The sequence below is a fragment of the Nakamurella flava genome (assembly GCF_005298075.1).
GTDB classification, from domain to species: Bacteria; Actinomycetota; Actinomycetes; order Mycobacteriales; family Nakamurellaceae; genus Nakamurella; species Nakamurella flava.
This window is the reverse complement of record NZ_SZZH01000006.1, coordinates 117,338-143,117: the sequence shown is the minus strand read 5'-3', so window position 1 is coordinate 143,117 and position 25,780 is coordinate 117,338. Positions and strand designations below refer to the sequence as shown.

Genomic DNA, 25,780 nt, shown 5'->3' with positions numbered 1-25,780 from the left:
GGTTCTGCGGGGTATCGAAGATCCCTAGGGCGCGCACGCCACTTCTGCGTCGCCCAATGCACCTAGCGCGTCGTCGAAGACTGCGAGAAGGTCCCTGACCTGGATGGCGCTCAGACTTTTTCGATCGACACCAGCTAGGAGCTGACTCCATGACAGTCCCGGCTGAGCGATCACAACGGTACCGCGAAGCTGAAACGCGCGATTGGCGAGTGCCCAGCCGGGATGGCCGGGCACAAGCCCAAGAAGAGCTCTTAAGAGACTCACGCTACCACTGACTAGTCGCAGAGGTGGGGTACTAGCTCCCGACAGACGGTCGGCCATCTCCTTCCATAGTCCGCGGTCAGTAAGCCATCTTCGGCTCTTGATTGCTTGTGCGACGACCACCTGCATATCTGTCACTCTTACCGACGGCGTGGCCCCGCTTGCTGGCTTCGCGTGCCAAAGATCAAGCCTAACTTCGTTGGTACCGTGCAGCTCAAGCACTATAAGATCGGCCAACTCGCCCGAACCATCATTCTCAAGTATCCAACGGCGCCGAGCCTTCGACTCCGTCGCCATCAGATGATCGCGAAGGGTTTGATGCACTGACTTACCCGCTCCGGCGACCAGAGCACTCTTGTCAGTTTCTTTCCTAATGTTCGTGGCGCCCCAATCGAGGTAGCTGGGACGCCAACGACTCAAGTCCCGCTGTACCGACGGAGACTGATAAATTGTCGCTCCGTTGACTGTCTGACCATCGAGGAAATAGACGGTCGGAGGGCGGGTTGACAAGAGGTCGGCGAGTGACCTCGGCGTCTGGTGCCCCCGCCGCGCCAAGCCCGATGTCGCGCCGTCGACCGCGATGCCCTGGACACTTATCGTTCCGGACCAGTAGGTGGCTCCCGTGTCCGGCCTCACTGCTCTGATAGTCAGAAGCTGGCCTTCATTACCAGTGGGAACGTGCTGAAGATCGAGCCGACCGATAGGCAAGCCGTCCATCGTGGTCCATTCGCTTGCCAGTAGGAGTGGGTGCATTTCGATTGCGGCGATCGCAGAATCCGGGAAGCTCTCGAGCCGCGCACCGCGCGCCACCTCAGGAAGTAGGGGCGCCACGATTGCCGCCAAAGACCAGTACCGGTCGGCGAAGTCCATTAGCGCGCCATCGTATTCCCGAAGTGGAACGTACCGCGACTCCCACATCTTTGCCTTCTCGACCGCAAAGCCCGAGTTGTATGCGCCGCTGCCAGCTCTCTCACTTACCTGTGCCATTGCATGGCCTATGGCCGCCTGGGCGGTATCAGCTTCACGCATGCCGCGGTCTACACCACTCCCCGCGAACATCTTGTAGGATGCGCTGCCCCTTCCGCCGCCGTACGTATTACGCACGCCTACGTTGGATACACTCAGCCGCGGTAGGGTGTCGAACGCACGTTGTAGCCGTTCCGGATCAGCGGTCTTCACGTGATTGAGAGCGTCGTCCACGGCTAGCAAGATTGCGGGAAGGAGTCTTTCGTCGCTCGAGTTTACTAGCAGCAAGGAGCCTTGTGCGGAACCACTTTGAGGTGTGTACGTTATAAGGTGCATCTGGTAATCAGGTGTGTCCAGGCCAGGGTCGAGGTTCCATCTAGGTGAACGGACCCCTTGCGTTACAAGCAGCAGGGTTCGGCCATTCGGGGTCACCGTTGAGTAGAGGACATGCTGTCCGCGTAACGCGTCTCCGGGGGCTAATCCTGCAGGGACGCTTCCGTCCGCAAAGTTTGGAATCCAGCCATTTTCTATTTCGAAGACGGTTGCTCGTACAAGAGGCCGGAGACGTTCGAGAACCAACTGAGATGGAGGGTCGGCAAGGGTTTCCGTAAACGCCCTATCAGCGCGGTCTTGGTTTACAGAATCGTCGATTATCTCGGGTAAAAGGAAGGACCAGTCCGCATCCTCCTGGTACAGGTCCCACAGCGCGCCCTTCAGGGCAGGATAGATGTCTGCATCTCGCACGGTTATGAGTACAGAAGGCTGTGGGAAGTCCTTGTGACTCCGTACGAGTCTCCCGATGAGCTGGATTGTGGATAAAACGGACTTGTGCTTGTCGTGGTATGCAGCAAGACGCAGGCTGGGCAGATCAAATCCTTCCCCAAGCATGCCGACGACTGCCACGGCTCTAATGGTGCCGCGCTTGAGTCCATCGAGAATTTGAGCTGTCCGCGCCTGACCAAGACCGGAAGTGAGAGCTTCGACGTCGATCCCACCCTCACGATAGAGTTGTACCAGTTCTTTGACTCTAGATCGGTTTGATGCGCGTATTAGCAAGGTGCTCGAGGCATGCTCGGGCTGACGCAATTCTTCCAGAATCGCATCTCGAATCGACACGTCCCATTCGGGGCGATTCGCGGATGGGTCTACGGGAAGGATTCGAGCGTCTACCTTTTTAAAATAGCCATCAGTCATTGCCGCTCGAAGCGGGTAGTAAAAAATTAGGTCGCCCGGTACTCGCTTTCCGTCGCGCCGCCGAGGTGTGGCAGTAAGAAGAACCTTCCTGGCTTCACCGAAGTGATCTAGGATTGCGCGCCACGTCAGCGCCGGCGCATGATGCGCCTCGTCGACGATGATCAGGTCGAATAGATCGGTCGGGGGCTTGTTGTGCTCGCCGTAGTGCTCAGGACTTATTGACTGCGGCAGCGCCACGACAACATCAGCGGGTTGGCATACATCCCATGACGCTAGGCGACCCGTAACCTCAAGAACCTCAGGACTGGTGGTCCCAGACAAGGCGCCGATTCGCCGGACAACTTCCTGGCTCCGAAAGGCGTTGACGGTTTGTCCCCGCAGTTGCGTGCTGGGAACGACGATAAGTGTTCGACTCGCTCCAGCTAGGAAGGGAGCTGCGAGAGCAATCGCTGTCTTGCCCGACCCGGTTGGCACCGCTACCAGTGCTGGCTGGGATCCGTGAACCGCCCAATGTGCAAGCAGTGCACCGAGAGCGCCCCTTTGTGGCGGTCGCCAACTCGGGACGGCCGCATCACGATAGAGCTCGAATCCATGGGATTGGTCCTGATAGTACTCCGCCACGCCTCATTCTGAGGCCGACGAAAGGCTGATTGATGACGACGCGCCACAGTCAACTCAGATTCCATGGCAGTCGCTATCGATTCTCCAGCTCCGCCCTGGACCTGTTCCAGGTAGTGAGCTTGGTCTTGGTCGGACCACTGGACCGACGGGCGCATTCCTGGCAACCTGGTTCCGTAGTTTAGGCTTGCCGTTCCTGTTTGAGGCTAGCCGAGCCACGCCGACACTGCGGTTAGCCAGTTGTCGATCTCAGGACCGATAGCTCGAGAGTCCGAACCCGTCAAGTCTGGTACTTCGCGACAGCTGGGTCGAGGAGCTTCTTCGCCGTCATATTGCGGCCCGGATCGCGCGCTCGAACCCCAAAACATGCTCCCTCGCCAACTCGGCCGCTCGTTCGACCTGCCCGTCAGCGATGGTGCGGAGCAGATCGACGTGCTCCCCGACGTGCTCGTCCACGTGCGGGATCTGGTCGAGGAACAGGCAAAAGATGCGGGTGGCGAGATTGTCGTAGCGGACGAGGACGTCCTCGAGGTGCGGGTTGCCGGCGGCCTGGTAGATCGCGCGGTGGACCACCATGTCCCAGCGCATCAGCTCGCGGCGCTCCAGCAGGCCGATGTGCAGGCCGGCGATCTGGTCGGCCAGTTCCGTCAGCTCAGCCCGGACCGAGCGGGGGGCCCTCTCGGCGGCGCGGCGGGCGGCTAGCGGCTCCAGCTGGGCGCGGATGTCGGAGATGCCGGCCAGGTCGGCGATGTCGACGCCGGTCGCGAACGTCCCCCGCCGCGGGTAGGCGACGACCAGGCGATCCACCTCGAGGCGCTTCAAAGCCTCGCGGACCGGGGTGCGGCCAATGCCCAGATCCTGGGCGAGGGCGGTGTCGTCGATCGGGTCACCGGGACGGATGTCCAACATGATGAGCCGGTCGGTGATGGTCTGGTAGGCGCGGTCGGCCATCGACTGCCCCGCGGGGGCTTCTGCCTGCGCTGGACCGGCTGCCACGGACCCATCGTACGGGCTGACAACCGATAGGCCTTGCCAGGCGGCGGTGAGCGTCATACCATCAGCGTATCACTGACATATCAGTTGTGTACCGATCACGAAGTCAGCCCGCCCCTGACGAGTCGCCCGGCGAAAGGCACCGATGACCATCAGCGTGTTCGATCTGTTCAAGGTGGGGATCGGGCCGTCCAGCTCGCACACCGTTGGGCCGATGCGGGCCGCCTACCTGTTCGTCACCGGACTCCGTCACGATGGCCTGTTGCCGCAGGTCACCGGCCTGCGCTGCGAACTCTTCGGGTCCCTGGGCGCCACCGGCCACGGGCACGGCAGCGTCAAGGCCGTCGTCCTCGGGTTCGCCGGCGAGCAGCCCCACCTGGTCGACCCGTTCGCCGCCCAGCCGCAGGTCGACGAGATCCGCGCGACCGGCAGCCTTCCCGTCGCCGGCGAGCACCCGGTCCCGTTCGCCATGGACGACGACATCGTCCTGCACCGTCGCAAGCGCCTGGACTTCCACACCAACGGCATGCTGTTCACCGCCCTCGGCCCGGACGGCGAGACCCTGCGCCGCCGTGAGTACTACTCTGTCGGCGGCGGCTTCGTCCTCGACGAGGACGAAGCCGGACGGCCCGTCCTGGTCGAGGACGCGACCCCGGTCAAGTACCCGTTCACCACCGGCGACGAGCTGCTGGCCCGCACCCGCGAGACCGGGCTGTCCATCAGCGAGATCATGATGGAGAACGAGCTGGCCTGGCGGACCGAGGACGAGATCCGCAGCGGCCTGCTGCACATCTGGTCGGTCATGCAGGAATGCGTCGAACAGGGCATCGCCACCCCCGGCGTCCTCCCCGGCGGGCTCAAGGTCCGCCGCCGCGCCGGCGCCCTGCACGCCCAGCTCACCGCCGGCGACGTCGACCACACCGACGCCTTCCGCGCCATGGAGTGGGTGACCCTCTACGCCCTGGCCGTCAACGAGCAGAACGCCGCCGGCGGCCGCGTCGTCACCGCCCCCACCAACGGCGCCGCCGGCATCGTCCCCGCCGTCCTGCACTACTACCGCGACTTCCTGGACTTCACCGACGACGGCGTCGTCCGTTTCCTGCTGGTCGCCGCGGCCATCGGCATCCTGTTCAAGGAGAACGCCTCCATCTCCGGCGCCGAGGTCGGCTGCCAGGGCGAGGTCGGCTCCGCCTGCGCCATGGCCGCCGGTGGCCTGGCCGAACTGCTCGGCGGCACCCCCGAACAGGTCGAGAACGCCGCCGAGATCGGCATCGAACACAACCTCGGCCTGACCTGCGACCCCGTCGGCGGGCTTGTCCAGATCCCCTGCATCGAGCGCAACGCCGTCGGCTCCGTCAAGGCCATCACCGCCGCCCGGATGGCCGTCCGCGGCGACGGCAAACACCACGTCACCCTCGACAAGGCCATCAAGACCATGCGCGAGACCGGTGCGGACATGAAGGACAAGTACAAGGAGACGGCCCGGGGCGGACTCGCCCTCAACGTCGTCGAGTGCTGAACCCGCGCAACCCGTCTCACCACCTGCCCGCCGCCCCACACCCCAGCCCGCCCAACCCAGGAGAGCCACCGTGCCGCACCCCTTCGTCCTCACGCTGAGCTGCCCCGAGCGTCCGGGCATCGTCCGCGCCGTCAGCTCGTTCCTCTTCGAGCACGGCTGCGACATCGTCGAGCACCAGCAGTTCGACGGGTCGGCCAGCAAGGAGTTCTTCCTGCGCACCGCGTTCGTCCGCGGTGACGGCTGCGCCAACGACGAGGCCGTCGCCGAGCTGACCGCCGACTTCGACCGGATCGCCGACGAGTTCGGCATGACCTACAAGATCTCCGGCGACCGCCCCCAGCGCATCCTTGTGATGGTCTCCAAGATGGGCCACTGCCTCAACGACCTCATCTTCCGCTGGCGCGGCGGCAACCTCGGCGGCGAACTGGTCGCCGTCGTCTCCAACCACGAGACCCTGCGCGGCATGGCCGAGGCCGCCGGGCTGCCGTTCCACTACGTCCCCGTCACCCCGGACACCAAGCCGCAGGCCGAGGCCACGCTGCTCGAACTGGTCGACGAGTACCGGGCCGACCTGGTCGTCCTCGCCCGCTACATGCAGGTCCTCTCCGACGAGATGTGCACGACGCTGCGCGGCCGCGCCATCAACATCCACCACTCGTTCCTGCCCGGCTTCAAGGGCGCCAAGCCCTACCACCAGGCCTTCGACCGCGGCGTCAAGCTGGTCGGCGCCACCGCGCACTACGTGACCGGCGATCTCGACGAGGGCCCGATCATCGAGCAGGAAGTCATCCGCATCGACCACAACTACGACGCCCGCGCCATGGCCACCGTCGGCCAGGACGCCGAGGCGCTGGCCCTGTCCCGCGCGGTCCGCTGGCACAGCGAGCAGCGCGTGCTGCTCAACGGGCACAGCACCGTCGTCTTCCGCTGACCGTCCGGTACCGGGCCATGCCGTGGGCGCGGTTCGACGACCTGCGCTCCGGCACGGCCCTGGAATTCGGTGCCCCCCACCGCGAGCTCATCGCGGAGCAGCCGTCCGAGGTGGTCGGAGTCCTGCAGCAGGTGCAGCACGCCACCGACGCCGGGCAATGGGCCTACGGGCACGTGGGGTACGAGGCGGCCTCCGCGTTCGGGGCCGAACTCGTCACCCACGACCGGGCGCCCGGTGACCCGCCGCTGGCCTGGTTCGGCGTCGCCGACGCCCCCCGGCCGGTCCCCGTCGTCGGCGCCCCGGACGCCGAGCCGACCGATCGCTGGTGGCCGGAATGGATCGAGCCGGAGTACGCGGAACAGGTGGAACGGGTCCGCGGGCACATCGCCCGCGGCGAGAGCTACCAGGGCAACCTCACCGTGCGGATGGCCGGTCACGTCCCCGGCGACCCGCTGGAGGTCTACCGGCGGCTCGCCCACGCCCAGAGCGGGGCCCACAACGCCTACCTCGAGGTCGCCGGGTTCGCGGTGGCCAGCGCCAGCCCCGAACTGTTCTTCGAGCGGCACGGCCCCTGGATCCGGGTGCGCCCGATGAAGGGCACCGCCCGCCGCAGCCCCGACCCCGTCGAGGACGCCCGGCGGGCCGCCGCCCTCCGCGTGGACCCCAAGGAACGGGCCGAGAACACGATGATCGTCGACCTGATGCGCAACGACCTCGGCCGCATCGCCCGCACGGGCAGCGTGCGGGTACCGACGCTGCTGCGGGTCGAGCGCTATCCGACCGTGCTGCAGATGACGTCCGACGTCACCGCGGACCTGCGCGCCGACGTCGGGTTGCCCGAACTGTTCACCGCGCTGTTCCCGTGCGGTTCCATCACCGGCGCCCCCAAGGCCAGTTCCATGCGCATCATCCGGGACGTCGAGACCGGACCCCGGGGCATCTACTGCGGCGCCATCGGTGTCGTCGGACCCGCGAAAGACGGCGCATTCGCACGCTTCTCGGTCGCGATTCGCACCGCGGTGGTCGATCTCACGACCCGCCGGGCCCACTACGGTGTCGGCAGCGGCGTCACGTGGCTATCGTCGGCCCCGTCCGAGCATGCCGAAGTGCTGATCAAGACCGCCGTCCTGGGACGGCCGTCAGACCCCCGCCGGCTGAGCCCGACGCCGAGCCGCCGCCCGACCGGAGAACCCGGTCACCGCCACCGAAAGGATGATCTGTGTCCGTCCACGACGACGCCGTGCTGAGCGAGATGAACGAGCCGGACGAAGCCGCCGGCAAGTGCCCCGTGATGCACGAACAGCTGCCCTACCCGGTCGCCGGTGACCCGAACCGCGAGTGGTGGCCCAAGGCCCTCAACCTCAAGATCCTCGCCAAGAACCCGCGGGTCATCGATCCGATGCCGGGCGACTTCGACTACCGGTCCGCGTTCCTCGCCCTCGACCTCGCCGAGGTCAAGCGCGACATCGCCGCCACCCTCACGCAGTCCAAGGACTGGTGGCCCGCCGACTTCGGCAACTATGGCCCGCTGATGATCCGGATGGCCTGGCACTCCGCCGGCACCTACCGGGTGCACGACGGCCGCGGCGGCGCCGGCGCCGGGCAGCAGCGGTTCGCCCCGCTGAACTCCTGGCCGGACAACGTCAGCCTGGACAAGGCCCGCCGCCTCATGTGGCCGGTGAAGAAGAAGTACGGCCGCGCCATCAGCTGGGCCGACCTGATCGTGCTCACCGGCAACGTCGCCCTGGAGACCATGGGGCTGAAGACCTTCGGCTTCGCCGGTGGCCGTGAGGACGCCTGGGAGCCGGACAACGACGTGTACTGGGGCCCGGAGACCACCTGGCTCGGCGACGATCGCTACACCGGCGACCGCGAGCTGCAGGGCCCGCTGGCCGCCGTCCAGATGGGCCTCATCTACGTCAACCCCGAGGGCCCCAACGGCAACCCCGACCCGATGGCCTCGGCCCGCGACATCCGCGAGACGTTCGGCCGGATGGCCATGAACGACGAGGAGACCGTCGCCCTCATCGCCGGCGGCCACACCTTCGGCAAGACCCACGGCGCCGGCCCGGCCGACGCCGTCGCCTCCGAGCCCGAGGGCGCCCCCATCGAGCAGATGGGACTGGGTTGGAAGAGCAGCTACGGCACCGGCGTCGGCAAGGACGCCATCACCTCCGGGCTGGAGGTCACCTGGACCTACCACCCGACCCGCTGGGACAACGAGTTCTTCCACATCCTGTTCGGCTACGAGTGGGAGCTCACCGAGTCGCCCGCGGGCGCCCACCAGTGGCGGCCGGTCAACGGCGGCGGCGCCGACATGGTCCCCGAGGCGTTCGGCGACGGAAAGCGTGAGCCGCGCATGCTGACCTCCGACCTCGCGCTGCGTGTCGACCCGGTGTACGAGCAGATCTCCCGCCGGTACATGGAGAACCCCGCCGAGTTCGCGGACGCCTTCGCCCGCTCCTGGTTCAAGCTCACCCACCGCGACATGGGCCCGATCGTCCGTTATCTCGGGTCCGAGGTGCCCAGCGAGCAGCTGCTCTGGCAGGACCCACTGCCGGCCGCCACCCACCCGGCGCCGTCCGAGGAGGCGGTCGCATCGCTCAAGCAGGCCGTGCTGGCCTCCGGGCTGACCGTCTCCGAGCTGGTGTCCACCGCGTGGGCCGCCGCCTCGTCGTTCCGGTCCAGCGACAAGCGGGGCGGCGTCAACGGAGCCCGCATCCGCCTGGAGCCGCAGAACGGCTGGACCGTCAACAACCCCGACCAGCTCAGCCGCGTCCTGCGCACCCTGCAGGGCATCGCCGACTCGTCGGCCACCCCGGTCTCGCTGGCCGACCTGATCGTCATCGCCGGGGCCGCCGGGGTCGAGAAGGCCGCCGCGGCCGCCGGTGTCGAGATCACCGTGCCGGTGACGGTCGGCCGGGTCGACGCCGGACCGGAGCACACCGACGTCGACTCGTTCAGCTACCTCGAGCCGGCCGCCGACGGCTTCCGCAACTACGAGGGCAAGGGCAACCGCCTCCCGGCCGAGTACCTGCTGGTCGACAAGGCCAACCTGCTCGGCGTCTCCGCGCCCGAGATGACGGCGCTGGTCGGCGGTCTGCGGGTGCTCGGCGCCAATTGGGACGGCTCCGACCTGGGGGTGCTCACCGACCGGCCGGGCGTGCTCAGCAACGACTACTTCGTCAACCTGCTCGACTACGACACCGAGTGGAAGCCGGCCGACGAGGACTCCACCCGGTTCGTCTCCGCCGACGGACGCTGGTCCGGCACCCGGGCCGACCTGGTGTTCGGCTCCAACGCCGAACTGCGGGCGGTGGCCGAGGTCTACGGCTCCGACGACGGCGCCGCCCAGTTCGTCGGCGACTTCGTGGCCGCGTGGACGAAGGTCATGGACGCGGACCGCTTCGACCTGCGCTGACGACGGCGCCGGCCCGCCCTTCTGCGGAAGGTCGGGCCGGCGGATGTCACCGACCGGTCGCTTCTCGCGGTGAACCGCGGGAAGCGACCGGGGACGTTCGACGGGTCAGAGGATCTTGCCCAGCAGGCCGCCGAGACCGGACTGACCGCCCCCGGGGGCCCCGCCACCGCCGGTGAACTTGGCGATGAGGTCGGCCGGGTTGATCCCGAACTTCTCGAGAAGACCGGCGTGCGCGTCGGTGTCGACCTGGTCGGGCAGTTCGGCGGCGGCCTGGTCGGCCCGCTCGTTCTGGTCGTTGCCGCGGAGCAACCCCAGGATGGTGTCCTTGTCGATGTTCATCTCAGTCCTTCGCAGTGGTGGATGGTGCGGTCGGGACCGGGTGCTCGAACCCGGGGTCGAAGGCGATGCGTTCGCGACGGACCTCGCCGGTGACGTCGCGGTTCTCGACCACCGAGGTCACGGCCAGCCGCACCCGTTCGACCGGGACGACCTGCATCGTGACTACCGGGCGTTCCTCGCTGAGGGTCACCCACCGATCGGCGTCCGAACCGCTGACGGCCAACTCGGCCGGATCGTCGGCCGGATCGACGTCGACGAGCCGGACCTCCTCGTGGGACACCCGGACCGTGATCGTGCGGGTCTCGGTGACGACGTACTTCTCGAGCCGCACCCGCCGGGTCGGCACGCGCACGGTGGTGACGGCGAGCCGTTCCTCGGACCGCACGATGTCCCGCCGTTCGGCGAACGGTGTGGGTGCGCCATCGGGGGCGACGGGCGCCGCCCGATCGGCGACGCCCGGCAGGGCAGGGTCAGGCACCGAGTCCGGCCTTGTCGACCTTGCGGTGGAAGTGCATGCCGGCCTTGCCACCGAGCAGTGCGGCGCCCAGGGTGACGACGACGATGGCGACGATGGCGATGATCCCGGCAGTGGTGACACTGCCCTCGTCCACGGGGATGCGGGGGAGGTTCAGGTTGGACAGCACGTTGTACTTGGCCCCGAAGACGGCGACCAGGATGGCGACGACGACGGCGACGACGATGCCCCAGATCCAGACGGCCAGGCCCTGCTTGGTGCCGTTGAAGCGGGCCATCCGACCGGCGACGTATCCACCACAGAAGTAGGCGATGAACAGCACCACCAGCAGGGCGATCCCGCCGACCAGGCCGACGGTGCGGGCCGCGCCGGTGGCCTCGGTGGCCTGGCTGGTGATGTCGCCGGTGCTGGTGTCACTGGCCAGACTCAGGGCGACGCCGGTGGCCGCGAGCAGGGACATCAGCAGGGCGGCGACCCCGGCAGCGGTCAGCCAGCCGAAGAAGGCCGACCCGAACTTGATGCCGCCGAAGCGTTCTTCCTCCCGGGCCTGCACGGCCTGACGGTCGACGCCGAGGTCGGCGGCCACGTGCTGGTAGGGGCGGGCGCCGACGGCGTCCGCGTCGCCGAGCGTCGCGTTCGCCGAGTCGGAACGGGCGGGATCTGAATTGATCGGGGTCATGGGGATCTCCTGAAAAGGGTGGGTCCGGGCCGGGTCGGGCCCGCGTGTGGCGGAATGAAGAGAGCGGGTGCACAGCCGACGGGGTGACCCGGCTGCGCACCCGCTCCGCTGGTGCTGACTACTTGACGGCGTTCTTCGCCTTGTCGGCCAGGCCCTTGGCCTTGTCGGTCAGGCTCGACGCGGCGTCGGAGTGGTCAGCGGCGTCCGACCGGACACCGGTGGTGCCGGCGGCGGTCACCCCGTCGGTGTCGAGCTCGACCTGCTCCTTGCGGACGGCCTCGGTGACCTGCTGCTGCTCGGTCACGGTCTCGGTGTCGAGCTTGATCTTCTCCACCGCGACGGCCTGCTTGTCCACGACGACCTGATCCTCGGTCAGGACGACCTCGATCACGTCGTCGCCGATGACGGCGTCGGTGACGGCGCCCTCGGCGATGGGCTCGCGGACCAGGGTGACCTCGTCGTGCGAGACCGGGACGGTGACCGTCTGCTGCTCGGTGACGACGAACTTCTTCAGGCGGGCCCGACCGGTCTCGACCTGTCGGGTGCCCACGCGGAGCTGCTCCTCGGAGCGGGTGATGTACCCGTCGCCGGAACCGTTCGCCACCGGGGCGACAGCGGTGTCGGAGACGGCGGTGTCGGACACAGCACTGTCGGAAGCCGCGGTGTCGGCGACGGCGGCCTCGGTGACCAGGTCACCCGTGCTCGCGGTGCCGTACTGCGCGTCGGCGGCGCCACCGGAGGCGGCGAGACCGTAGTAGGCGTAGAGGTCCTGCTCCTCGTCGGGGGACAGCTCGGCGTCCACCGCGTGGTGCGGGGCGTCCTTCACCTTGGCCTTGTCGTAGGGCACGGTGACGGTGGAGCCGTCGAGGGTGGCGTCGTCCAGCGGCACGAAGGACTCGTTGCTGCCGAACCAACCGGTCTTGACGGTGACCCAGGTCAGCGCGCCGGTCTCGTTGTCGAGGTAGACCTGACCGACCTTGCCGATGGAGCTGCCGTCGGTGCCGACGATCTCGCCGCTGTCCATGAGCAGGCCGGCTGAATTACTGGAAATCATGGCGAAGTCCTCCTGAAGGGAGATGACGCAGGGCCGATCGGCCCGGCGGTGGATGTCGTGCACGGTGGGGGCCCGCCGCAGGCACCCCGGACGTCGGGGTGGCGGACCGCCGGATCAGTGACCGCGGCGAACGGCCGAGGCCTCGGTGTGGCTGTTGGCCATCTGCGCCTTGGCCTGAGCGGCCTTGTCGGCCGCGATCTCCTTGGCCGACGGGGCGGCCGCAGCGTGCTGCCGGATCTTGGGGGCCTCTTCCTCGGCCTTGGACAGGTACGTCTCCCAGCGGGCCTGCATCGGCTTGATCAAGCCGCCGCCGGCGCCGACGACGATGACGCCACCGACGATCGCCAGCACGGTGATCAACACCGGCGTGGTCACCGAGGTCGCCACGCCGATCTGGTTCAGGGCGGCGACGACACCCAGGAACAGGATGAAGATGCTGGCGGCGTTGGCCAGCACCTTGCCGTACGAGAGACCGCCCAGGGTGCCCTGGATCAGGGTCTTCACCGCGGCGGCGATGGCCGCGGCGATGACGATGATGACGATGGCGACGACCAGCGCCGGCAGGAAGGCGATGATCGTGGTGAGCAGGTCACTGATCGGGTTGGGCCCGAAGACCCCGAACGCCAACTGCAGGACGAACAGCACCAACGCGTAGTACAGGATCTTCGCCACGATGTCGCTGGCGTCGAACTTGCTGTTCTCCAGCGCCTTCTTGATGCCGCCCCGCTCGACGGCCCGGTCGAAACCGACCCGTTCCAGCAGCTTACTCACGGCCTTGGCGATCGCCTTCGCGATGAGCAGGCCGATGATGACGATGGCCAGGAACGCCAGCAGTTTCGGAACGAACGTGACGACGGCGGTCAGCCCGGCCATCAGGGATTCTTGCATGCAGGACGCTCCAGGAGACGTTGAGGAAATGTGGAGGTCAACGCCTCCGAACAACAGTTTTACGACGTAAGGCAACCACGAGTGGAGTTCCTTTTACAACGTATAGGCGCCAGGTCGCCCGTTCGGTCCAGCGCTACCCTGGTATTTCTTTCCCAAACCCGTGAGGTCGGTCGCTCGACGGCGTCGATGCCGATACGATCGAAATGTGAACGGAATACCGGTAGCCGAGAATCGAGCAGGGAGTGCCGTGGCGTCCGATGCGATACCGACGGCGGCGCCGGGTAGTGGCCGGCAGGGTCTGGACCGCCGGAAGATCGTCGGGGGCGCGGTGTCGCTGATCGACGAATTCGGCCTCAAGGCGCTCACCATGCGACGGCTCGGCGAGTACCTCGACGTCGAGGCGATGGCGATCTACCACCACATCCGGGGCCGTGAGCAACTGCTGGACGCCGTGGTGGAGGCGGTGATCGACGAGCTGTACGCCGATCCCGAGGTGCACCTGCACTCGACCGAGTGGCAGGAGTACCTGTACCGGCTCGCGCACGGGGTGCGGCGCATCGCGCTGGCCCATCCGGAGGTCTTCCCGCTGGTCTGCACCCGTCCGCCGGAGGCCCCCTGGGTGCGGCCTCCGCTGCGCAGCCTGCGGTGGATGGAGTCGTTCCTGGAGACGTTGCACCGCTGCGGGTTCTCCGATGGCGCGGCAGTGGCGGCCTACCAGGCGTTCTCGAGTTTTCTGCTGGGCAACCTGCTGCTGGAGGTGGCCAACAAGGGGGTCGACATCAGCCCGGTCGAGCAGGCTGACGTCGACCAGCCCTCGCCCCCCGATGGGCTGGACAGCTACCCCCGGCTCCGACAGCTGCAGCCTCTGCTCTCGCGGGACCGGTCCGCGGAGATCTTCGCCGAGTCGCTGGAGGTCCTGACCGACCACCTCGAGAATCTGGGCAAGCGCTGACGTTCCGGTGCGTCGCTCGATGGCCGCCGGCCAGGACCGCGTGTCAACCGGCAACCGCCGGGAACCCCAACACCCATCGGACGCCGTGCGCCACGGTTGTCGGTCGTGTAGTTCGCCCACGGACCGGCATCGCGGTCGCCCCGGAAACTGGTTCCGGGGCGTCGGGTCCGCAGGATGGAGTGTCCATGTACCTGCACACCGAGCTGTTGATCAACGAAATCGCCAACGACGAGCCGGATCCCGCCGCGGCCAATGCGCTGCAGGAGGGCCTGGGCGGTCAGTTCGGCGAGATGCGCACGATGATGCAGTACCTGTTCCAGAGTATGAACTTCCGTGGTGACGCCGCCGCCAAGCCCTACAAGGACTTGCTGCAGGGCGTGGGCACCGAGGAGATCAGCCACGTCGAGCTGATCGGCACCACCATCGCCCGGCTGCTCGACGGCGCCCCCGGGTACAGCGGCAAGAAGACCGACCCGGTCGACGCCCCCGGCGCCAAGGGGGCGACGCCGCTGACCATCGCCAAGGACACCGGCAACATCCACCACTTCCTCGTCGGCGCGCAGGGCGCCCTGCCGGTCGATGCGGCCGGCAATCCCTGGTCGGGGTCCTACGTCTACAACAGCGGCAACCTGGTGCTGGACCTGCTCTACAACCTGATGCTGGAGTCGACCGGCCGGCTGCAGAAGTGCCGGATCTACGAGATGACCGACAACAAGGCGGCCCGGTCGACGATTGCCTACCTGATCGTCCGGGACCAGGCCCACGAGAACGCCTTCGCCAAGGCGCTGGAGAGCCTGGGCGTCAACTGGGGCAAGGTGCTGCCGATCCCCAAGACCAACGCCGAGGCTTTCCCCGAGGTCAAGAAGCTCGTGGACCAGGGCCTGCAGAGCATCCAGTACACGTTCAGCGCCGACAACAAGTCCGAGGCCGACAAGCTCTACCGGGGCGCCTCACCGTCCAACGACGGCACCGAGCTGACCACCGAGTTCATGCCCTCCGGTGGCGAGCCCATCACCATCGCCCCGGAACGCCGCGAGGAGTTCTCGCCCGGCCTCGACCCGGAGCTGCTGGCACTCATCCAGGCCACCGCCGAGGAGGAGATCCGGCAGTCCGATCGGCCCGCCGGCAGCTGAGTGGCTCTGGGGGATTCCGGGGCGGTGTCTCAGATCCAGTCGGCGAGCTGTACCCCGTCGCCGGCGGCGATGATCCTGGCTCCGCTGGCCCACGTGCGCTCGAACTCCTCGGCCGGTACGGCGGCCCGCAGGACGTCGACGGTCGTGGCCGTCCCCTCATGCCGGGGCCAGCTCATCCCGCCCCGGTCGTACTGGGTCGCGGCGGCGGCGAAGCAGCGCAGGGCATCGATCGGCCGGCCGGCGGCGGCGAGATGGTTGCCGCGCTGCTCGAGGGTCTCGCCCATGTTGCGGACGCCGAGGTCCTGGGCGACCCGGAGGGATTCCTCGGTCCAGCGCAGTCCGTTCTCCGGCCGACCCGCGAAGACCGCGGCCACGCCAGCGGTCGCGCACAGCATGAGCATCGCCCTGCCGTTCTGCTGGGTGTCGGGTTGGGCCAGCAGTTCTTCGGCGGCGAGGAGCGCATCGTGCGGTGGCCCGGTGAAGAGGCGGGCGGCGGTCAAGGTCGATTCGGCGATGAGCCGTTCGTACGGCTGGTCGATCGCCGTGGCCCGATCCCGGGCCACTGAGGCGATCTCGGCGCCGTAGGCCCAGTCATCGCCCACCCAGGCCGTGGTGGCGATGTCCACCAGGACACCGACCGCAGCCGGATCACCGGACTCCACCAGCAGTGGCAGGCTGCGTTCGAACAGCGCGTGAGCCGCCGCCGTCTCCCGGGCGATCTCCAACAGAGAGCCGAGCGTGGCCTCGGCGAGGGCCCGGGCGAGCGGGTCCAGATCGGGTCTGGCCACGGCGGTGGTGAGCCAGCCCCTGGCCAGTTGCAGCCGGTTGCGGTCGTAGGCCCAGCCGACCAACTCGGTGACGACCCGGACCGCGGTGGTCGGGTCGGGATCGGTCAGCAGCTCCTGGATCGTCGCCGAGATCGTGGACACGTCGGCTTCGAGTCGGTCGTAGGCGGTGCGCTGGCCGGGCCGCCCGCGTTGCGGAACGGCCGACGCCAGGTCGCGAACCCAGTGACGGCGCCGCGCGGCCGCGTCGTCGTCACTGGCCGCGAGAGTCTGCGCCGCATGGTGCCGGATCGGTATCAACTGCCGGAACTGGGTGGGGACCCCGGTTTTCCGGGGTTCGACGACGAGCAGTGATCGACGGGTCAACCCGGCGAGCAGATCCATCACCTGACCCTGTTCGGCTGCCGTCGATCCTGACACCGCCCGTGCGGCCGCGAGCGTGAACGGCCCGGTCAGGGTGGACAGCCGTCCGTGCATGACCTGCTCCGCCGGCTCGCACAGCCCCACACTGGTCGAAATCTCGTCGGCGAGGCTTCGGCCGGCCCGGTGATCGCGGCGACCGGGGCGCAGACCGCCCGGATCGTCGCGCACACTGTCCAGTACTTCGTCGAGGTCGAAAGTCCGGGCCCGCCGGCCGGCCAGTTCGATGCCCAACGGCAGCCCTCCGAGCGCTGCGCAGATGGCCCCGATCCGTTGCTTGTCCGAGTCTGTGGGTTCGTCGTCGGGACGGCCCGCCGCGTCGAGGAACATCCGGACCGCCGAGTCACCCGTCGACGGCAGCGGGGCCAACCGGTATTCCCGTTCGTGGTCCAGCTCCAATGACTCCCGGCCGGTGGCCAGAACCGTCGTCGTCGCCGGAAGCGCCAGGACGAGTGCGGCGACGGCGTCCAGGACGTGCTCGCAGTTGTCCAGGACGAGCAGGATGTCCCGGCCCTGCAAGCGACGGGCCAGCGTCCCCGTGATGTCCGGCCCGTCGGCCCGTAGTTCCAGTGTCGCGGCGGCGAGGGCCGCAACATCGCTGCCGGTGGTGGCTCGGGTGAGGTCGACGAAGTGTGCCCCGTCCCGGTGGTGCGGCGCGGCGGCGGCGGCGACGGCCTGCGCCACCGAGGTCTTCCCGACCCCGACCGGTCCGGTGATCGAAGCGACCTGGCCGGGGGCCAGCAGAGCGGTGACCGCGGCCACGTCGGCGGACCGCCCGTACAACGGTCGACGCCCCGCGGGGAGGTCCGTCACCGTCACCGGCACCGACGACGGGCCGAGGAGTTCGGGTGCGTGGGCGAGCATCGCCTCCTGCAGCACGACGAGGTCCGGACCGGGGCTCACCCCGAGCTCCTCGTCGAGCACCCGCCGGGCGCGGGCGAAGGTCTCCAGGGCCGCGGCCTGCCGACCCGCTCGATACAGCCCCAGGGCCAGTTGGGCCCACAGGCGTTCCCGGAACGGGTGCTGCAGGACGAGTGGTTGGACCGCCGCCACTGCCTGCTCCGGTCGGCCGAGGTCGAGCATGGCCTGCACCAACAGTTCTCCGGTGCCGGCGCGGGTGTCGTCCAGCTGGGCTCGCACCGGTTCGAGCCACGGCGTGTCCGGCAGACCGTCGTACGCCGGTCCCCGCCAACGGGCCAAGGCCCGTTCGGCCAGCAGCAGCCCGCGGTCGGCCGCCCCGGCGAGCAGAGCGGCATGCGCGTCGGCCGAGTCCCTGACGAAGGCACGGGAGTCCACATCCTGGTCACGGGCCAGCAACCGATAACCGTTGCCCTCGGTGACCACCACCCGCCAGCCGCTGCGACGAGTCCGGTCGGGCTCCAGGACCTGCCGCAGACGGAAGATCAACGTGTCCAACGCGGCGCCGGCCCGTTGCGGCAGCCGGTCGCCCCACACGGCGTCGATGAGCCGGTCCTGCGACACCGATTCGCCGGCGTTCACCAGCAGGGCCGCCAACACGGTCATCACCCGGCCCCCGGACAGCCGGATCGGGGCGCCGTCGAACTCGACGGTGACCGGCCCCAGATCCCGGAACTCCACGACCGCACGGTAGCGAACCCGCTCGCCCATCGTCCGGTTCGTCGCGCTCGGTCGTCATGAGCGCAGGGTGTGCCCGGCGACATGCACGCCGCTTCCGTGGCGCAGCTGACGGGTGTGAGTGCCGTGCAAGTAGCGCCACCGATCCTGTCCCGGACAGCCACCCACCCCACAGGAAGAGCACCCGACATGGCACTGGGCTCCATCATCAGGATCGACGACCGCACCGTTCTGGTCACCGGCCAGGAACTCGACTTCGAGAAGGGTCAACCCGACGTCGGCAATGCTCTGCTGCACCGCGTCGAGGACACCCTGTTCCTGGTCGACACCGGGGTCACGACCGCCTTCCGGGAGGCACTGAGCCGCGCGGTCGACCTGGTCGGCCCGTGGGGCACGCTGATCCTGCTGACCACCCACGGCCACGTCGATCACGTCGGCAACAACGATCTGCCCGACGAGTGGGCCGCCGACCGCGGCGTCACGGTGGAGCACTACGTGCCGGCCCGCGATCTCGCGCAGATGACCGAACCCACTCGCTACTGGACGTCGACGTTCGACCGGGTCGTCGGCGTCGCTCCGCTGCCCGCTCCGCCCGCCCTGATCGCCGACTCGGTGGTGTCGCTGTTCCAGCCGCTGCGGCCGTTCGGCCGGACGACCCGCACCTTCGAATCGCTCCCGCTGGAACGCTTCTCGATCGGCTCCCAGCGGTGCACGGGCTGGAGCTTCGCTGACGGGGCGGTCCGGGTCATCCGGTCGCAGGGACATTGCCGCGGTCACGTCGTCGTGTACTTCCGGGACTGCGCCCTGCTGCACCTGGGCGACGAGGACAACGGTGCATGTGGCGTGATGCAGGACGCGGACCAACTGAAGCTGCAGACATCGCTGGCCACGGCCGCCGCGCTCGTCGAGGACGGGAGTGTGCAACACCTGACCGACGGCCACGAGTTCCAGGTCTTCGACCGGGACGGCGCCGCCACACATCTGGAGAGCCTGCTGGACCAGTCGACCGCCTTGCAGGCACTGGCCCTCGACATCGTCGACGGGCAGGATGCCGTGCGCCCGAAGACATTCCTGGTCGGTTACACCGCCGGAATGAACAAGCTCGATGTCGGTGGGGCCAATCCCAATCCGATGTTCACGGCGATGATGGCGCTCAACCAGCTGGCCGAGATCGGCTTGAACCCGCTCGATGGTCCCGACAGCAATTGGCAGCGAACGGATCTCGCGACCCCCGCTGTACCGGCCGGGCGACCGCATGGTCTGGCCATGATCCCCGCTGCTGCCGAGATGGTGGCCTGGAAACTGCGCAAGCGCGATCGCTGAGGAGCCGACCATGACACGACAACTCCTCCTGGCCCGACGCATCGTCGACGGTGACGGCGCCGTCATCCAGGGCGGCGCGGTGCTCATCGACGGCGGTCTCATCCAGGCCGTCGGACCCGCCACCGAGGTGGGCCGCCCCGACGGCGTCGACGTACTCGATCTGGGCGACAGCACGCTGCTCCCGGGCCTGATCGACGTGCACAACCATGTGACCTTCTCCGGTGACATGCGAGTGGTCCAGCAGGTCGTGGCCCACGACACCGACGCCATGCTCGCCCAGGGCCGGGTCAACGCCGCCAACCTGCTCGCCGCCGGTGTGACCACCGTGCGCGATCTCGGAGCGCTGGGCGACACGGCGTTCCGGTTGACCCGCGAGATCGCGGACGGCCGCAGCGTCGGACCGGACATCCTGCCCTCGACGGCCCAGCTGACCACCCCGAACGGACCCAACGCCGCCCTCGGCGGTGGGTGCGTCGACCTCGCCGCCGCCCGCGACCGGATCGATGCCGATGTCGCGCAGGGAGCCCGGGTCGTCAAGATCATCGCCACCGGTTCGGTCACCGACACCGCATCCGATCCCACCGCCGCGGTCTTCGACGACGCCACGGTCACCGGCATCGTCGACCATGCCCACTCACTGGGCCTGCGCGTGGCGGCCCACGCCCACGGAACCGCCGGGATGGCGCAGGCCGTGCGCTGCCGGGTGGATACCCTCGAGCACGCCAGCTTTCTGGCGCACGTCACCACCACCGACTCCGGCAGCGCCGGTTCCGGCACGGCGGAGCCAGGGCTGACGACCTGGCCGGACCTGGCCACCCTGGACCTTCTCGCCGAGCGGCAGACGTGGATCGTTCCCACCCTGGCTACCGCCTGGGCCCACACCCAGGTCGACCGGTCGACACCGCAGTCGTTGCGCGATCTCGAGCACCGACTGGCCGCCGCGCGACTACTGGTCGAGCGGGGCTTGCCCATCGCCACCGGCACCGACGGCGGTGGACCCGGGTGCCCCAACCTGAGCCTGGTCGTCGAGATCGAGCAGTTCCATCGCCTCGGCCTCACGCCCCCGCAGGCTCTCGACGCAGCCACCGGGCGGGCGGCGGACTGCCTGGGCCTGATCGACCGCGGACGACTGCGAGCTGGTCTGCGGGCCGACCTAATCGCCGTTCCCGGAAACCCGCTGGAACACCTCGACGTCCTGCGGGCGCCGACCGTGGTCATCGCCGCCGGTCAGATCGTTCACCGAGTGGTCCAGCGGAGCTCTTAGTCGCCCGAGCTTGCAAGGGCGCGCCGAACGACACAGAGAGCCTGTCTCGCTGCCTTGTGCGAGACAGGCTCTCGCACCAGGCCCGAGACATCCGACTCCTGGGTCAGCTCCAGGAGCGAGGTGGTATGGCCTCGCGATCACGCCGGCTTGCGCCGGGACGTCGTGCCGGTGGTCGACTTCGCCCGGGTGGTACGGGACTTCGGCGCCGGTTTCTCGTCGGCTGCCTCGTCGTCGGTGCGCTTGGCCGTCGCAGCGGTCTGCGACCGGGTCGAGGTGCGGCTGGTGGTGCGGCGCTTCGGCGCGGGCTTCTCCTCCGCCTCTTCGTCGTCCTCCTTCGGCTCGGCCTTGGCCGCGGTTCGACTGCGACCCGACGACGATCCGCCCTTGTGCCGGTCGACGCTGCGCTGCAGCGCGGCCAGCAGGTCGACGACCTCGGCGTCCTCGCCCTCCTCCTCGGTCTCCGGGGTCGGGAACGCTTCCGCGCCTTCGAGTTTCGCGTCGATCAGCTGCTGCATCTCGACCCGGTACTCGTCGACGTACTCCTCGGGGTGGAAATCGTCGGCGAAGCTCTCCACCAGCATGCCGGCCATCTTCAGCTCCGCCGGCTTGATGCTGACGTCCTCGTCCAGCGACGGGAACTCGGCGGCCCGCACCTCGTCCGGCCACAGCAGCGTCTGGACGACCAGCACCCCGTCACGTACCCGCAACGCCGCCAGCCGGGATTTCTGCCGCAGTGCAAAACTGACAACCGCGATGCGGTCGGTCTTCTCGAGCGTCTCGCAGAGCAGCTTGTAGGCCTTGGTCGACTTGGTCGCCGGCTCCAGGTAGTAGCTCTTGTCGTACAGCAGCGGGTCGATCTGGTCGGCCGGCACGAACGAACTGACCTCGATCTCCCGGCTCGAACTCACCGGCATCTGCGAGAAGTCCTCATCGGTGAGGATGATCGTCCGGCCGTCGTCCGACTCGTAGGCCTTGGCGATGTCGGCGTACTCGATGGTCTTGCCGTCCAGCTCGCACACCCGCTTGTAGCGGATCCGTCCGCCATCCTCGGCGTGTACCTGGTGGAACTTGACGTCGTGGTCCTCGGTCGCGGAGTACAGCTTCACGGGCACGCTGACCAGCCCGAACGACACCGAGCCCTTCCAGATGGATCGCATGGGATCCATGATGGACCCCGGTGGCGGGCCGGGGGAGGGGGGCTGCGGAACCTGTAGACGAAGGGGGTCGGATGGCGGGCGAACGCGCGGCGGTCGACATCGACGGGCACCGGCTCGCCCTGACCAACCTGCGCAAGGTCCTCTACCCGGTCACCGGGACGACGAAAGCCGAGGTCATCGGCTACTTCGCCGAGGCCGCCCACGTCCTGCTGCCGCACGTCGACGGTCGCCCCGTCACCCGCAAACGCTGGCCCAACGGCGTCGACACCGCGCCGTTCTTCCACAAGGACCTGCCCCGCGGCACCCCGGAGTGGGTGTCCCGCTGCACCATCGAGCACAGCGACGGACCGAAGCAGTACCCGATCGTCGACTCCCCGGCCACCCTGGCCTGGCTCGGCCAGATCGCCGCGCTGGAACTGCATGTGCCGCAATGGCTCTGCGCTTCTGGTGCTGGTGAGGGCGGGATCGGTCGACCCAACCGCCTGGTGTTCGACCTCGACCCCGGCCCGGGCGTCGAACTGGCCCAGTGCGCCGAGGTCGCCCGGTGGGTCAAGGCCCGGCTCGCCGACCGCGTCGTCGTCCCCGTCACCAGCGGCTCCAAGGGCATCCACCTCTACACCCACCTGGACGGCGAGCTCGATTCCGGCGAGGCGTCCGCGCTGGCCAAGGACATCGCCGAAGCCCTGGAGACCGACCACCGGGATCTCGTCACCTCGCGGATGAGCAAGGCCGTCCGTCCCGGGAAGGTGTTCATCGACTGGTCGCAGAACTCGGCGGCCAAGACCACCATCGCGCCGTACTCGCTGCGCGGGCGGGACGCGCCGTGGGTCGCCGCGCCCCGCACCTGGGCCGAGCTCGCCGACCCCGGCCTGCGGCAACTGGACTACCGGGAGGTCCTCGACCTACTGGACGACGGCCCCGACCCGATGGCCGGCCTGGAGGACGGTTCGGCGGTCGACCCGGAGACCCGGGGCGGCACCCGCCGTCAGGACCGGGGCGACGGGCGCAAGCTGGATGCCTACCGGGCCAAACGCTCCGCCGAGCGCACCCCCGAGCCGGTCCCCAGGCCCGGACCGCTGCCCGCCGGGTCCGGGAACTCGTTCGTCATCCAGGAGCATCACGCGCGCCGCCTGCACTACGACCTCCGCCTGGAACGCGACGGCGTCCTCGTCTCCTGGGCCGTCCCCAAGGGCGTGCCGGAGTCGTCCCGCGAGAACCGGCTGGCGGTGCACACCGAGGACCACCCCCTGGAGTACGCGACGTTCGCCGGCGACATCCCGCACGGGGAGTACGGCGGCGGGCACATGGAGATCTGGGACTCCGGCACGTACGTCACCGAGAAGTGGCGCGACCACGAGGTCATCGTCGTGCTGCGCGGCCAGCGGGCGAAGGGCCGGTACGCGCTCATCCGCACCAACGGCGACCAGTGGCTGCTGCACCGCATGAAGGACCAGAGCCGCGCCAACCCGAACCGGTGGGGGGACCAGTCGTCAGGTTCCGCCGCCGTCGACGCCGGTGGGGGGAGCGCGACTGGGCGGAACACGCCGTCTCGCGAACGAAATGGCGGCGAGCTTTACCAAGTCGCGGAGGGGGGCGGCGTCGGGGAGGGGGGCGCGGAGGAGAGCGGACCGCGACCGCCGGAGGACCTACTCCCCATGCTGGCCGCACCGACCGGTCCCACCGACACCTCACCGTCCGGCGTGCTCCACGAAGACGGCTGGCGGTTCGAGGGCAAGTGGGACGGCATCCGGGCGTTGGCGTGGGTGGGGCCGGACGGGTTGCGGCTGATCAGCCGGGTCGGGAACGACTTCACCGCCGCCTACCCGGAACTGGCCGAACTGTCCGAGCTGATGGACGGCCACACCGCTGTACTCGACGGCGAGATCGTCGCTCTCGACGGCGGGCGCAGCAGCTTCGCCCGGCTGCAACAACGTATGAACCTGCAGGGGTCCGCGGCCATCGCCAAGGCCGTCCGCGATGTGCCCGTGGAGTTCTGGCTGTTCGACGTCCTGTGGCTGGACGGGATCTCGCTGCTGACCAAGAAGCTGGACGACCGGCGCCGCATCCTCGACCTGCTGCCGCTAAACGGCGAGATCTGCTCCGTCCCCGACCGGCTCGACGACGACGTCGACACCGCCCTGGCCCACAGCGTCGAACTGGGCTGGGAGGGGATCGTCGCCAAACGCGGCGACTCGCAGTACCTGCCGGGCAAGCGGTCCCGGACCTGGCTGAAGATCAAGAACTTCACCACCGTCGAGGTCGTCGTCGTCGGCTGGAAGCCCGGGTCCGGACGGCGAGCCGGCGGCATCGGGTCGCTGCTGGTCGCCGTCGGGGACGGGAATGGCGGCCTGCGCTACGCCGGCAAGGTGGGCACCGGGTTCACAGACCAGGTGCTGCAGCGGCTGCTCGCCGACCTCGAACCCCAGCGACGACGGACCGCCCCGGTCAGCGGAACCGTGCCGCGACCCGACGCCCGGGACGCGGTGTGGGTGGAGCCGACGCTCGTCGGCGAGGTGCAGTACGTCGAGTGGACGCCGGACGGCAAGCTGCGCGCGCCGAGCTGGCGGGGCGTTCGGATCGACAAGACCGTCGACGACGTCCGCTCGGGCCCCTGACGCGGCGTTGTCCGGCGTGCTCGGACCTGCGCCGCCATCGACTTGTCATACCCGCACCTTCCGAGCCGGCGGAGGGTGCGGGTATGACAAGTCGATCGCGCAGACCGGCCACGTCGAGCGGAGCGGAGAACACCCGGCATTCCCCCCTCATCCGGTCCCCACTCTGGCGTCGCCGGGACACCCGGCGTTCACTGGGACGGATGGGGATGTTCCGCCGCCGCCGGCCTCGCCGTCCGGTCCGGCCCGTCATCCGGATCGGCGTCAGCACGCCCGATCCGGTGGCCGAGGTGGCCACCCTGCGATCGATGATCGGACCCATGTTGTCCGTGCGGGACACCGCGCAGGCCCAGGTCGACGACCTACGGGCGCAACTCGGGAGGCCCGCCGCCGTCCGCTCCAGCTTCCCCGATCCGGTGCCGGCGCCCCGGGCCAACGACGTCATCGGTGAGGCGGTCGCCCTGCGCGAGTACTACGACGTGCTGTACGAGCAGGTCGACGGGTTGTGGTTCGAGAAGCAGTGGCTGGCCGCCGAACTGTCGGTGGCGCGGCGGGTCGGGCCGCCGCTGATCGCCCCCCGGTGGTCCTCGGCCCAGGGCCCCGCGTCCGCCTGAGGGCGTCGCGTGTCACCCCTCTGGGGCTGATCCGGCTCGATCACCCGGACGGCCTAGCGATCGCGTCGATGCTAATGCGACCCAGCCCTGTCCGACTCCGAACGGAACCCGCCATGACTGCTGCCGCCGCCGTCCCGCCCTATCTGCCCTCCGCCCGCCGACCCGGCCTGATCACCCTGTTGATGGTGCTCGTCGTCATCAGCGGCGTGCTGTCGATCATCGGCGGCCTCGTCCTCGTCCTGCTGCGCAACAACTCCGAGGTCGCCAACCAGGTCGTCGCGCAGGACGGGTTGTCGCGGTCCACCGGATCCACCGTCGCGTTGTGGGCGGGCATTGCCGCGATCGTCATCGGCGTCATCTACCTGGCCGTGGCCAAGGGCCTGGGCAACGGCAACTCGTTCTCCCGGGCGGTCGTCGCCTTCTTCACGGTGCTCAGCATCGTCGGCGGGTTCTTCACCATGTTCGGCGTCTCCCACGGGACCCGCTGGTCCGGCCTGATCTCCGTCCTCATCGGGGTGGCCGTCATGGCGATCCTGTACTCGCGGCGCGCGAACGCGTTCTACTCCGGCCGCTGACGCGCCCGCGC

At 68.6% G+C, this 25,780-nt stretch carries 20 protein-coding genes; 11 read left to right on the top strand and 9 right to left on the bottom strand.

The window, feature by feature from the left end:
- Window positions 1–24 precede the first annotated feature (24 nt).
- Entirely contained in the window at window positions 25–3,042 is a 3,018-nt protein-coding gene (locus FDO65_RS18665; RefSeq protein WP_137451253.1) for a DEAD/DEAH box helicase, read from the bottom strand.
- A gap of 324 nt (window positions 3,043–3,366) precedes the next feature.
- Window positions 3,367–3,990, bottom strand: a complete 624-nt coding sequence (locus tag FDO65_RS18660) for a GntR family transcriptional regulator (RefSeq protein ID WP_420847557.1) — start codon at window positions 3,988–3,990, stop codon at window positions 3,367–3,369.
- 187 nt (window positions 3,991–4,177) lie between these two features.
- On the opposite strand from FDO65_RS18660, the gene FDO65_RS18655 reads away from it, so the two are divergent.
- The 4 genes from FDO65_RS18655 to katG all read left to right on the top strand — a co-directional run bounded on the left by FDO65_RS18655 (window position 4,178) and on the right by katG (window position 9,903).
- Window positions 4,178–5,551 (top strand): L-serine ammonia-lyase, encoded by a 1,374-nt coding sequence (locus tag FDO65_RS18655; protein WP_137451251.1) that lies wholly within the window; start codon window positions 4,178–4,180, stop codon window positions 5,549–5,551.
- A 70-nt stretch (window positions 5,552–5,621) separates the two neighbouring features.
- Window positions 5,622–6,482, top strand: coding sequence for a formyltetrahydrofolate deformylase (gene purU, locus FDO65_RS18650; protein WP_137451250.1), 861 nt, complete (start codon window positions 5,622–5,624; stop codon window positions 6,480–6,482).
- 17 nt (window positions 6,483–6,499) lie between these two features.
- A complete protein-coding gene (pabB, locus tag FDO65_RS18645) occupies window positions 6,500–7,729 on the top strand; it encodes an aminodeoxychorismate synthase component I (RefSeq protein ID WP_137451249.1) in 1,230 nt (409 codons plus the stop codon).
- Window positions 7,730–7,734: 5 nt separating this feature from the next.
- The gene (gene katG / locus FDO65_RS18640) at window positions 7,735–9,903 is read left to right on the top strand and encodes a catalase/peroxidase HPI (RefSeq protein WP_205850197.1); all 2,169 of its coding nucleotides are present in this window, start codon (window positions 7,735–7,737) and stop codon (window positions 9,901–9,903) included.
- A gap of 105 nt (window positions 9,904–10,008) precedes the next feature.
- Here katG and FDO65_RS18635 read toward each other — a convergent pair whose 3' ends face one another.
- The 5 genes from FDO65_RS18635 to FDO65_RS18620 all read right to left on the bottom strand — a co-directional run bounded on the left by FDO65_RS18635 (window position 10,009) and on the right by FDO65_RS18620 (window position 13,338).
- The gene (locus FDO65_RS18635; RefSeq protein WP_137451247.1) at window positions 10,009–10,242 is read right to left on the bottom strand and encodes a hypothetical protein; all 234 of its coding nucleotides are present in this window, start codon (window positions 10,240–10,242) and stop codon (window positions 10,009–10,011) included.
- A 1-nt stretch (window position 10,243) separates the two neighbouring features.
- On the bottom strand, window positions 10,244–10,720 hold the full coding sequence (locus tag FDO65_RS18630) for a YsnF/AvaK domain-containing protein (RefSeq protein WP_166442291.1): 477 nt from the start codon (window positions 10,718–10,720) through the stop codon (window positions 10,244–10,246).
- Window positions 10,713–11,396: a hypothetical protein gene (locus FDO65_RS22305; RefSeq protein ID WP_166442290.1), complete on the bottom strand. Its 684-nt coding sequence runs from the start codon at window positions 11,394–11,396 to the stop codon at window positions 10,713–10,715. The genes FDO65_RS18630 and FDO65_RS22305 overlap by 8 nt, the downstream gene beginning before the upstream one ends.
- Before the next feature lie 118 nt (window positions 11,397–11,514).
- Window positions 11,515–12,450 carry a DUF2382 domain-containing protein gene (locus FDO65_RS18625; RefSeq protein ID WP_137451245.1) on the bottom strand — a complete coding sequence of 312 codons (936 nt, stop codon included), beginning with the start codon at window positions 12,448–12,450 and terminating at the stop codon, window positions 11,515–11,517.
- Window positions 12,451–12,564: 114 nt separating this feature from the next.
- Window positions 12,565–13,338 (bottom strand): mechanosensitive ion channel family protein, encoded by a 774-nt coding sequence (locus FDO65_RS18620; RefSeq protein ID WP_137451244.1) that lies wholly within the window; start codon window positions 13,336–13,338, stop codon window positions 12,565–12,567.
- A gap of 247 nt (window positions 13,339–13,585) precedes the next feature.
- On the opposite strand from FDO65_RS18620, the gene FDO65_RS18615 reads away from it, so the two are divergent.
- Entirely contained in the window at window positions 13,586–14,290 is a 705-nt protein-coding gene (locus tag FDO65_RS18615) for a TetR/AcrR family transcriptional regulator C-terminal domain-containing protein (protein ID WP_205850161.1), read from the top strand.
- Between the two features lie 185 nt (window positions 14,291–14,475).
- Window positions 14,476–15,423 carry a manganese catalase family protein gene (locus FDO65_RS18610; RefSeq protein ID WP_137451243.1) on the top strand — a complete coding sequence of 316 codons (948 nt, stop codon included), beginning with the start codon at window positions 14,476–14,478 and terminating at the stop codon, window positions 15,421–15,423.
- 29 nt (window positions 15,424–15,452) lie between these two features.
- Here the strand turns inward: FDO65_RS18610 and FDO65_RS18605 are convergent, their stop codons facing one another.
- On the bottom strand, window positions 15,453–18,227 hold the full coding sequence (locus tag FDO65_RS18605) for an AfsR/SARP family transcriptional regulator (protein WP_166442289.1): 2,775 nt from the start codon (window positions 18,225–18,227) through the stop codon (window positions 15,453–15,455).
- 186 nt (window positions 18,228–18,413) lie between these two features.
- Between FDO65_RS18605 and FDO65_RS18600 the strand changes: the two genes are divergently transcribed.
- Both FDO65_RS18600 and FDO65_RS18595 read left to right on the top strand, forming a co-directional pair.
- Window positions 18,414–19,547 (top strand): MBL fold metallo-hydrolase, encoded by a 1,134-nt coding sequence (locus tag FDO65_RS18600; RefSeq protein ID WP_137451241.1) that lies wholly within the window; start codon window positions 18,414–18,416, stop codon window positions 19,545–19,547.
- Window positions 19,548–19,557: 10 nt separating this feature from the next.
- Window positions 19,558–20,811 carry an amidohydrolase family protein gene (locus tag FDO65_RS18595; RefSeq protein ID WP_137451240.1) on the top strand — a complete coding sequence of 418 codons (1,254 nt, stop codon included), beginning with the start codon at window positions 19,558–19,560 and terminating at the stop codon, window positions 20,809–20,811.
- A 137-nt stretch (window positions 20,812–20,948) separates the two neighbouring features.
- On the opposite strand, the gene ku is transcribed toward FDO65_RS18595, so the two are convergent.
- On the bottom strand, window positions 20,949–21,968 hold the full coding sequence (ku, locus tag FDO65_RS18590; RefSeq protein ID WP_137451239.1) for a non-homologous end joining protein Ku: 1,020 nt from the start codon (window positions 21,966–21,968) through the stop codon (window positions 20,949–20,951).
- 71 nt (window positions 21,969–22,039) lie between these two features.
- Between ku and FDO65_RS18585 the strand changes: the two genes are divergently transcribed.
- From FDO65_RS18585 to FDO65_RS18575, 3 genes are all read left to right on the top strand, one after another.
- Entirely contained in the window at window positions 22,040–24,583 is a 2,544-nt protein-coding gene (locus FDO65_RS18585; RefSeq protein WP_137451238.1) for an ATP-dependent DNA ligase, read from the top strand.
- Window positions 24,584–24,888: 305 nt separating this feature from the next.
- On the top strand, window positions 24,889–25,194 hold the full coding sequence (locus tag FDO65_RS18580; RefSeq protein WP_137451237.1) for a hypothetical protein: 306 nt from the start codon (window positions 24,889–24,891) through the stop codon (window positions 25,192–25,194).
- 113 nt (window positions 25,195–25,307) lie between these two features.
- Window positions 25,308–25,769 carry a hypothetical protein gene (locus FDO65_RS18575; protein ID WP_137451236.1) on the top strand — a complete coding sequence of 154 codons (462 nt, stop codon included), beginning with the start codon at window positions 25,308–25,310 and terminating at the stop codon, window positions 25,767–25,769.
- The last annotated feature ends 11 nt before the right edge of the window (window positions 25,770–25,780 follow it).

Bases quoted from the DNA above. Each gene is read 5' to 3' on its own strand.
- FDO65_RS18660 (WP_420847557.1), bottom strand. From the start codon at position 3,990: ATGGCCGACCGCGCCTACCAGACCATCACCGACCGGCTCATCATGTTG.
- FDO65_RS18655 (WP_137451251.1), top strand. From the start codon at position 4,178: ATGACCATCAGCGTGTTCGATCTGTTCAAGGTGGGGATCGGGCCGTCC.
- pabB (WP_137451249.1), top strand. From the start codon at position 6,500: ATGCCGTGGGCGCGGTTCGACGACCTGCGCTCCGGCACGGCCCTGGAA.
- katG (WP_205850197.1), top strand. From the start codon at position 7,735: ATGAACGAGCCGGACGAAGCCGCCGGCAAGTGCCCCGTGATGCACGAA.
- FDO65_RS18635 (WP_137451247.1), bottom strand. From the start codon at position 10,242: ATGAACATCGACAAGGACACCATCCTGGGGTTGCTCCGCGGCAACGAC.
- FDO65_RS22305 (WP_166442290.1), bottom strand. From the start codon at position 11,396: ATGACCCCGATCAATTCAGATCCCGCCCGTTCCGACTCGGCGAACGCG.
- FDO65_RS18625 (WP_137451245.1), bottom strand. From the start codon at position 12,450: ATGATTTCCAGTAATTCAGCCGGCCTGCTCATGGACAGCGGCGAGATC.
- FDO65_RS18620 (WP_137451244.1), bottom strand. From the start codon at position 13,338: ATGCAAGAATCCCTGATGGCCGGGCTGACCGCCGTCGTCACGTTCGTT.
- FDO65_RS18610 (WP_137451243.1), top strand. From the start codon at position 14,476: ATGTACCTGCACACCGAGCTGTTGATCAACGAAATCGCCAACGACGAG.
- FDO65_RS18600 (WP_137451241.1), top strand. From the start codon at position 18,414: ATGGCACTGGGCTCCATCATCAGGATCGACGACCGCACCGTTCTGGTC.
- FDO65_RS18595 (WP_137451240.1), top strand. From the start codon at position 19,558: ATGACACGACAACTCCTCCTGGCCCGACGCATCGTCGACGGTGACGGC.
- ku (WP_137451239.1), bottom strand. From the start codon at position 21,968: ATGCGATCCATCTGGAAGGGCTCGGTGTCGTTCGGGCTGGTCAGCGTG.
- FDO65_RS18585 (WP_137451238.1), top strand. From the start codon at position 22,040: ATGGCGGGCGAACGCGCGGCGGTCGACATCGACGGGCACCGGCTCGCC.
- FDO65_RS18580 (WP_137451237.1), top strand. From the start codon at position 24,889: ATGATCGGACCCATGTTGTCCGTGCGGGACACCGCGCAGGCCCAGGTC.
- FDO65_RS18575 (WP_137451236.1), top strand. From the start codon at position 25,308: ATGACTGCTGCCGCCGCCGTCCCGCCCTATCTGCCCTCCGCCCGCCGA.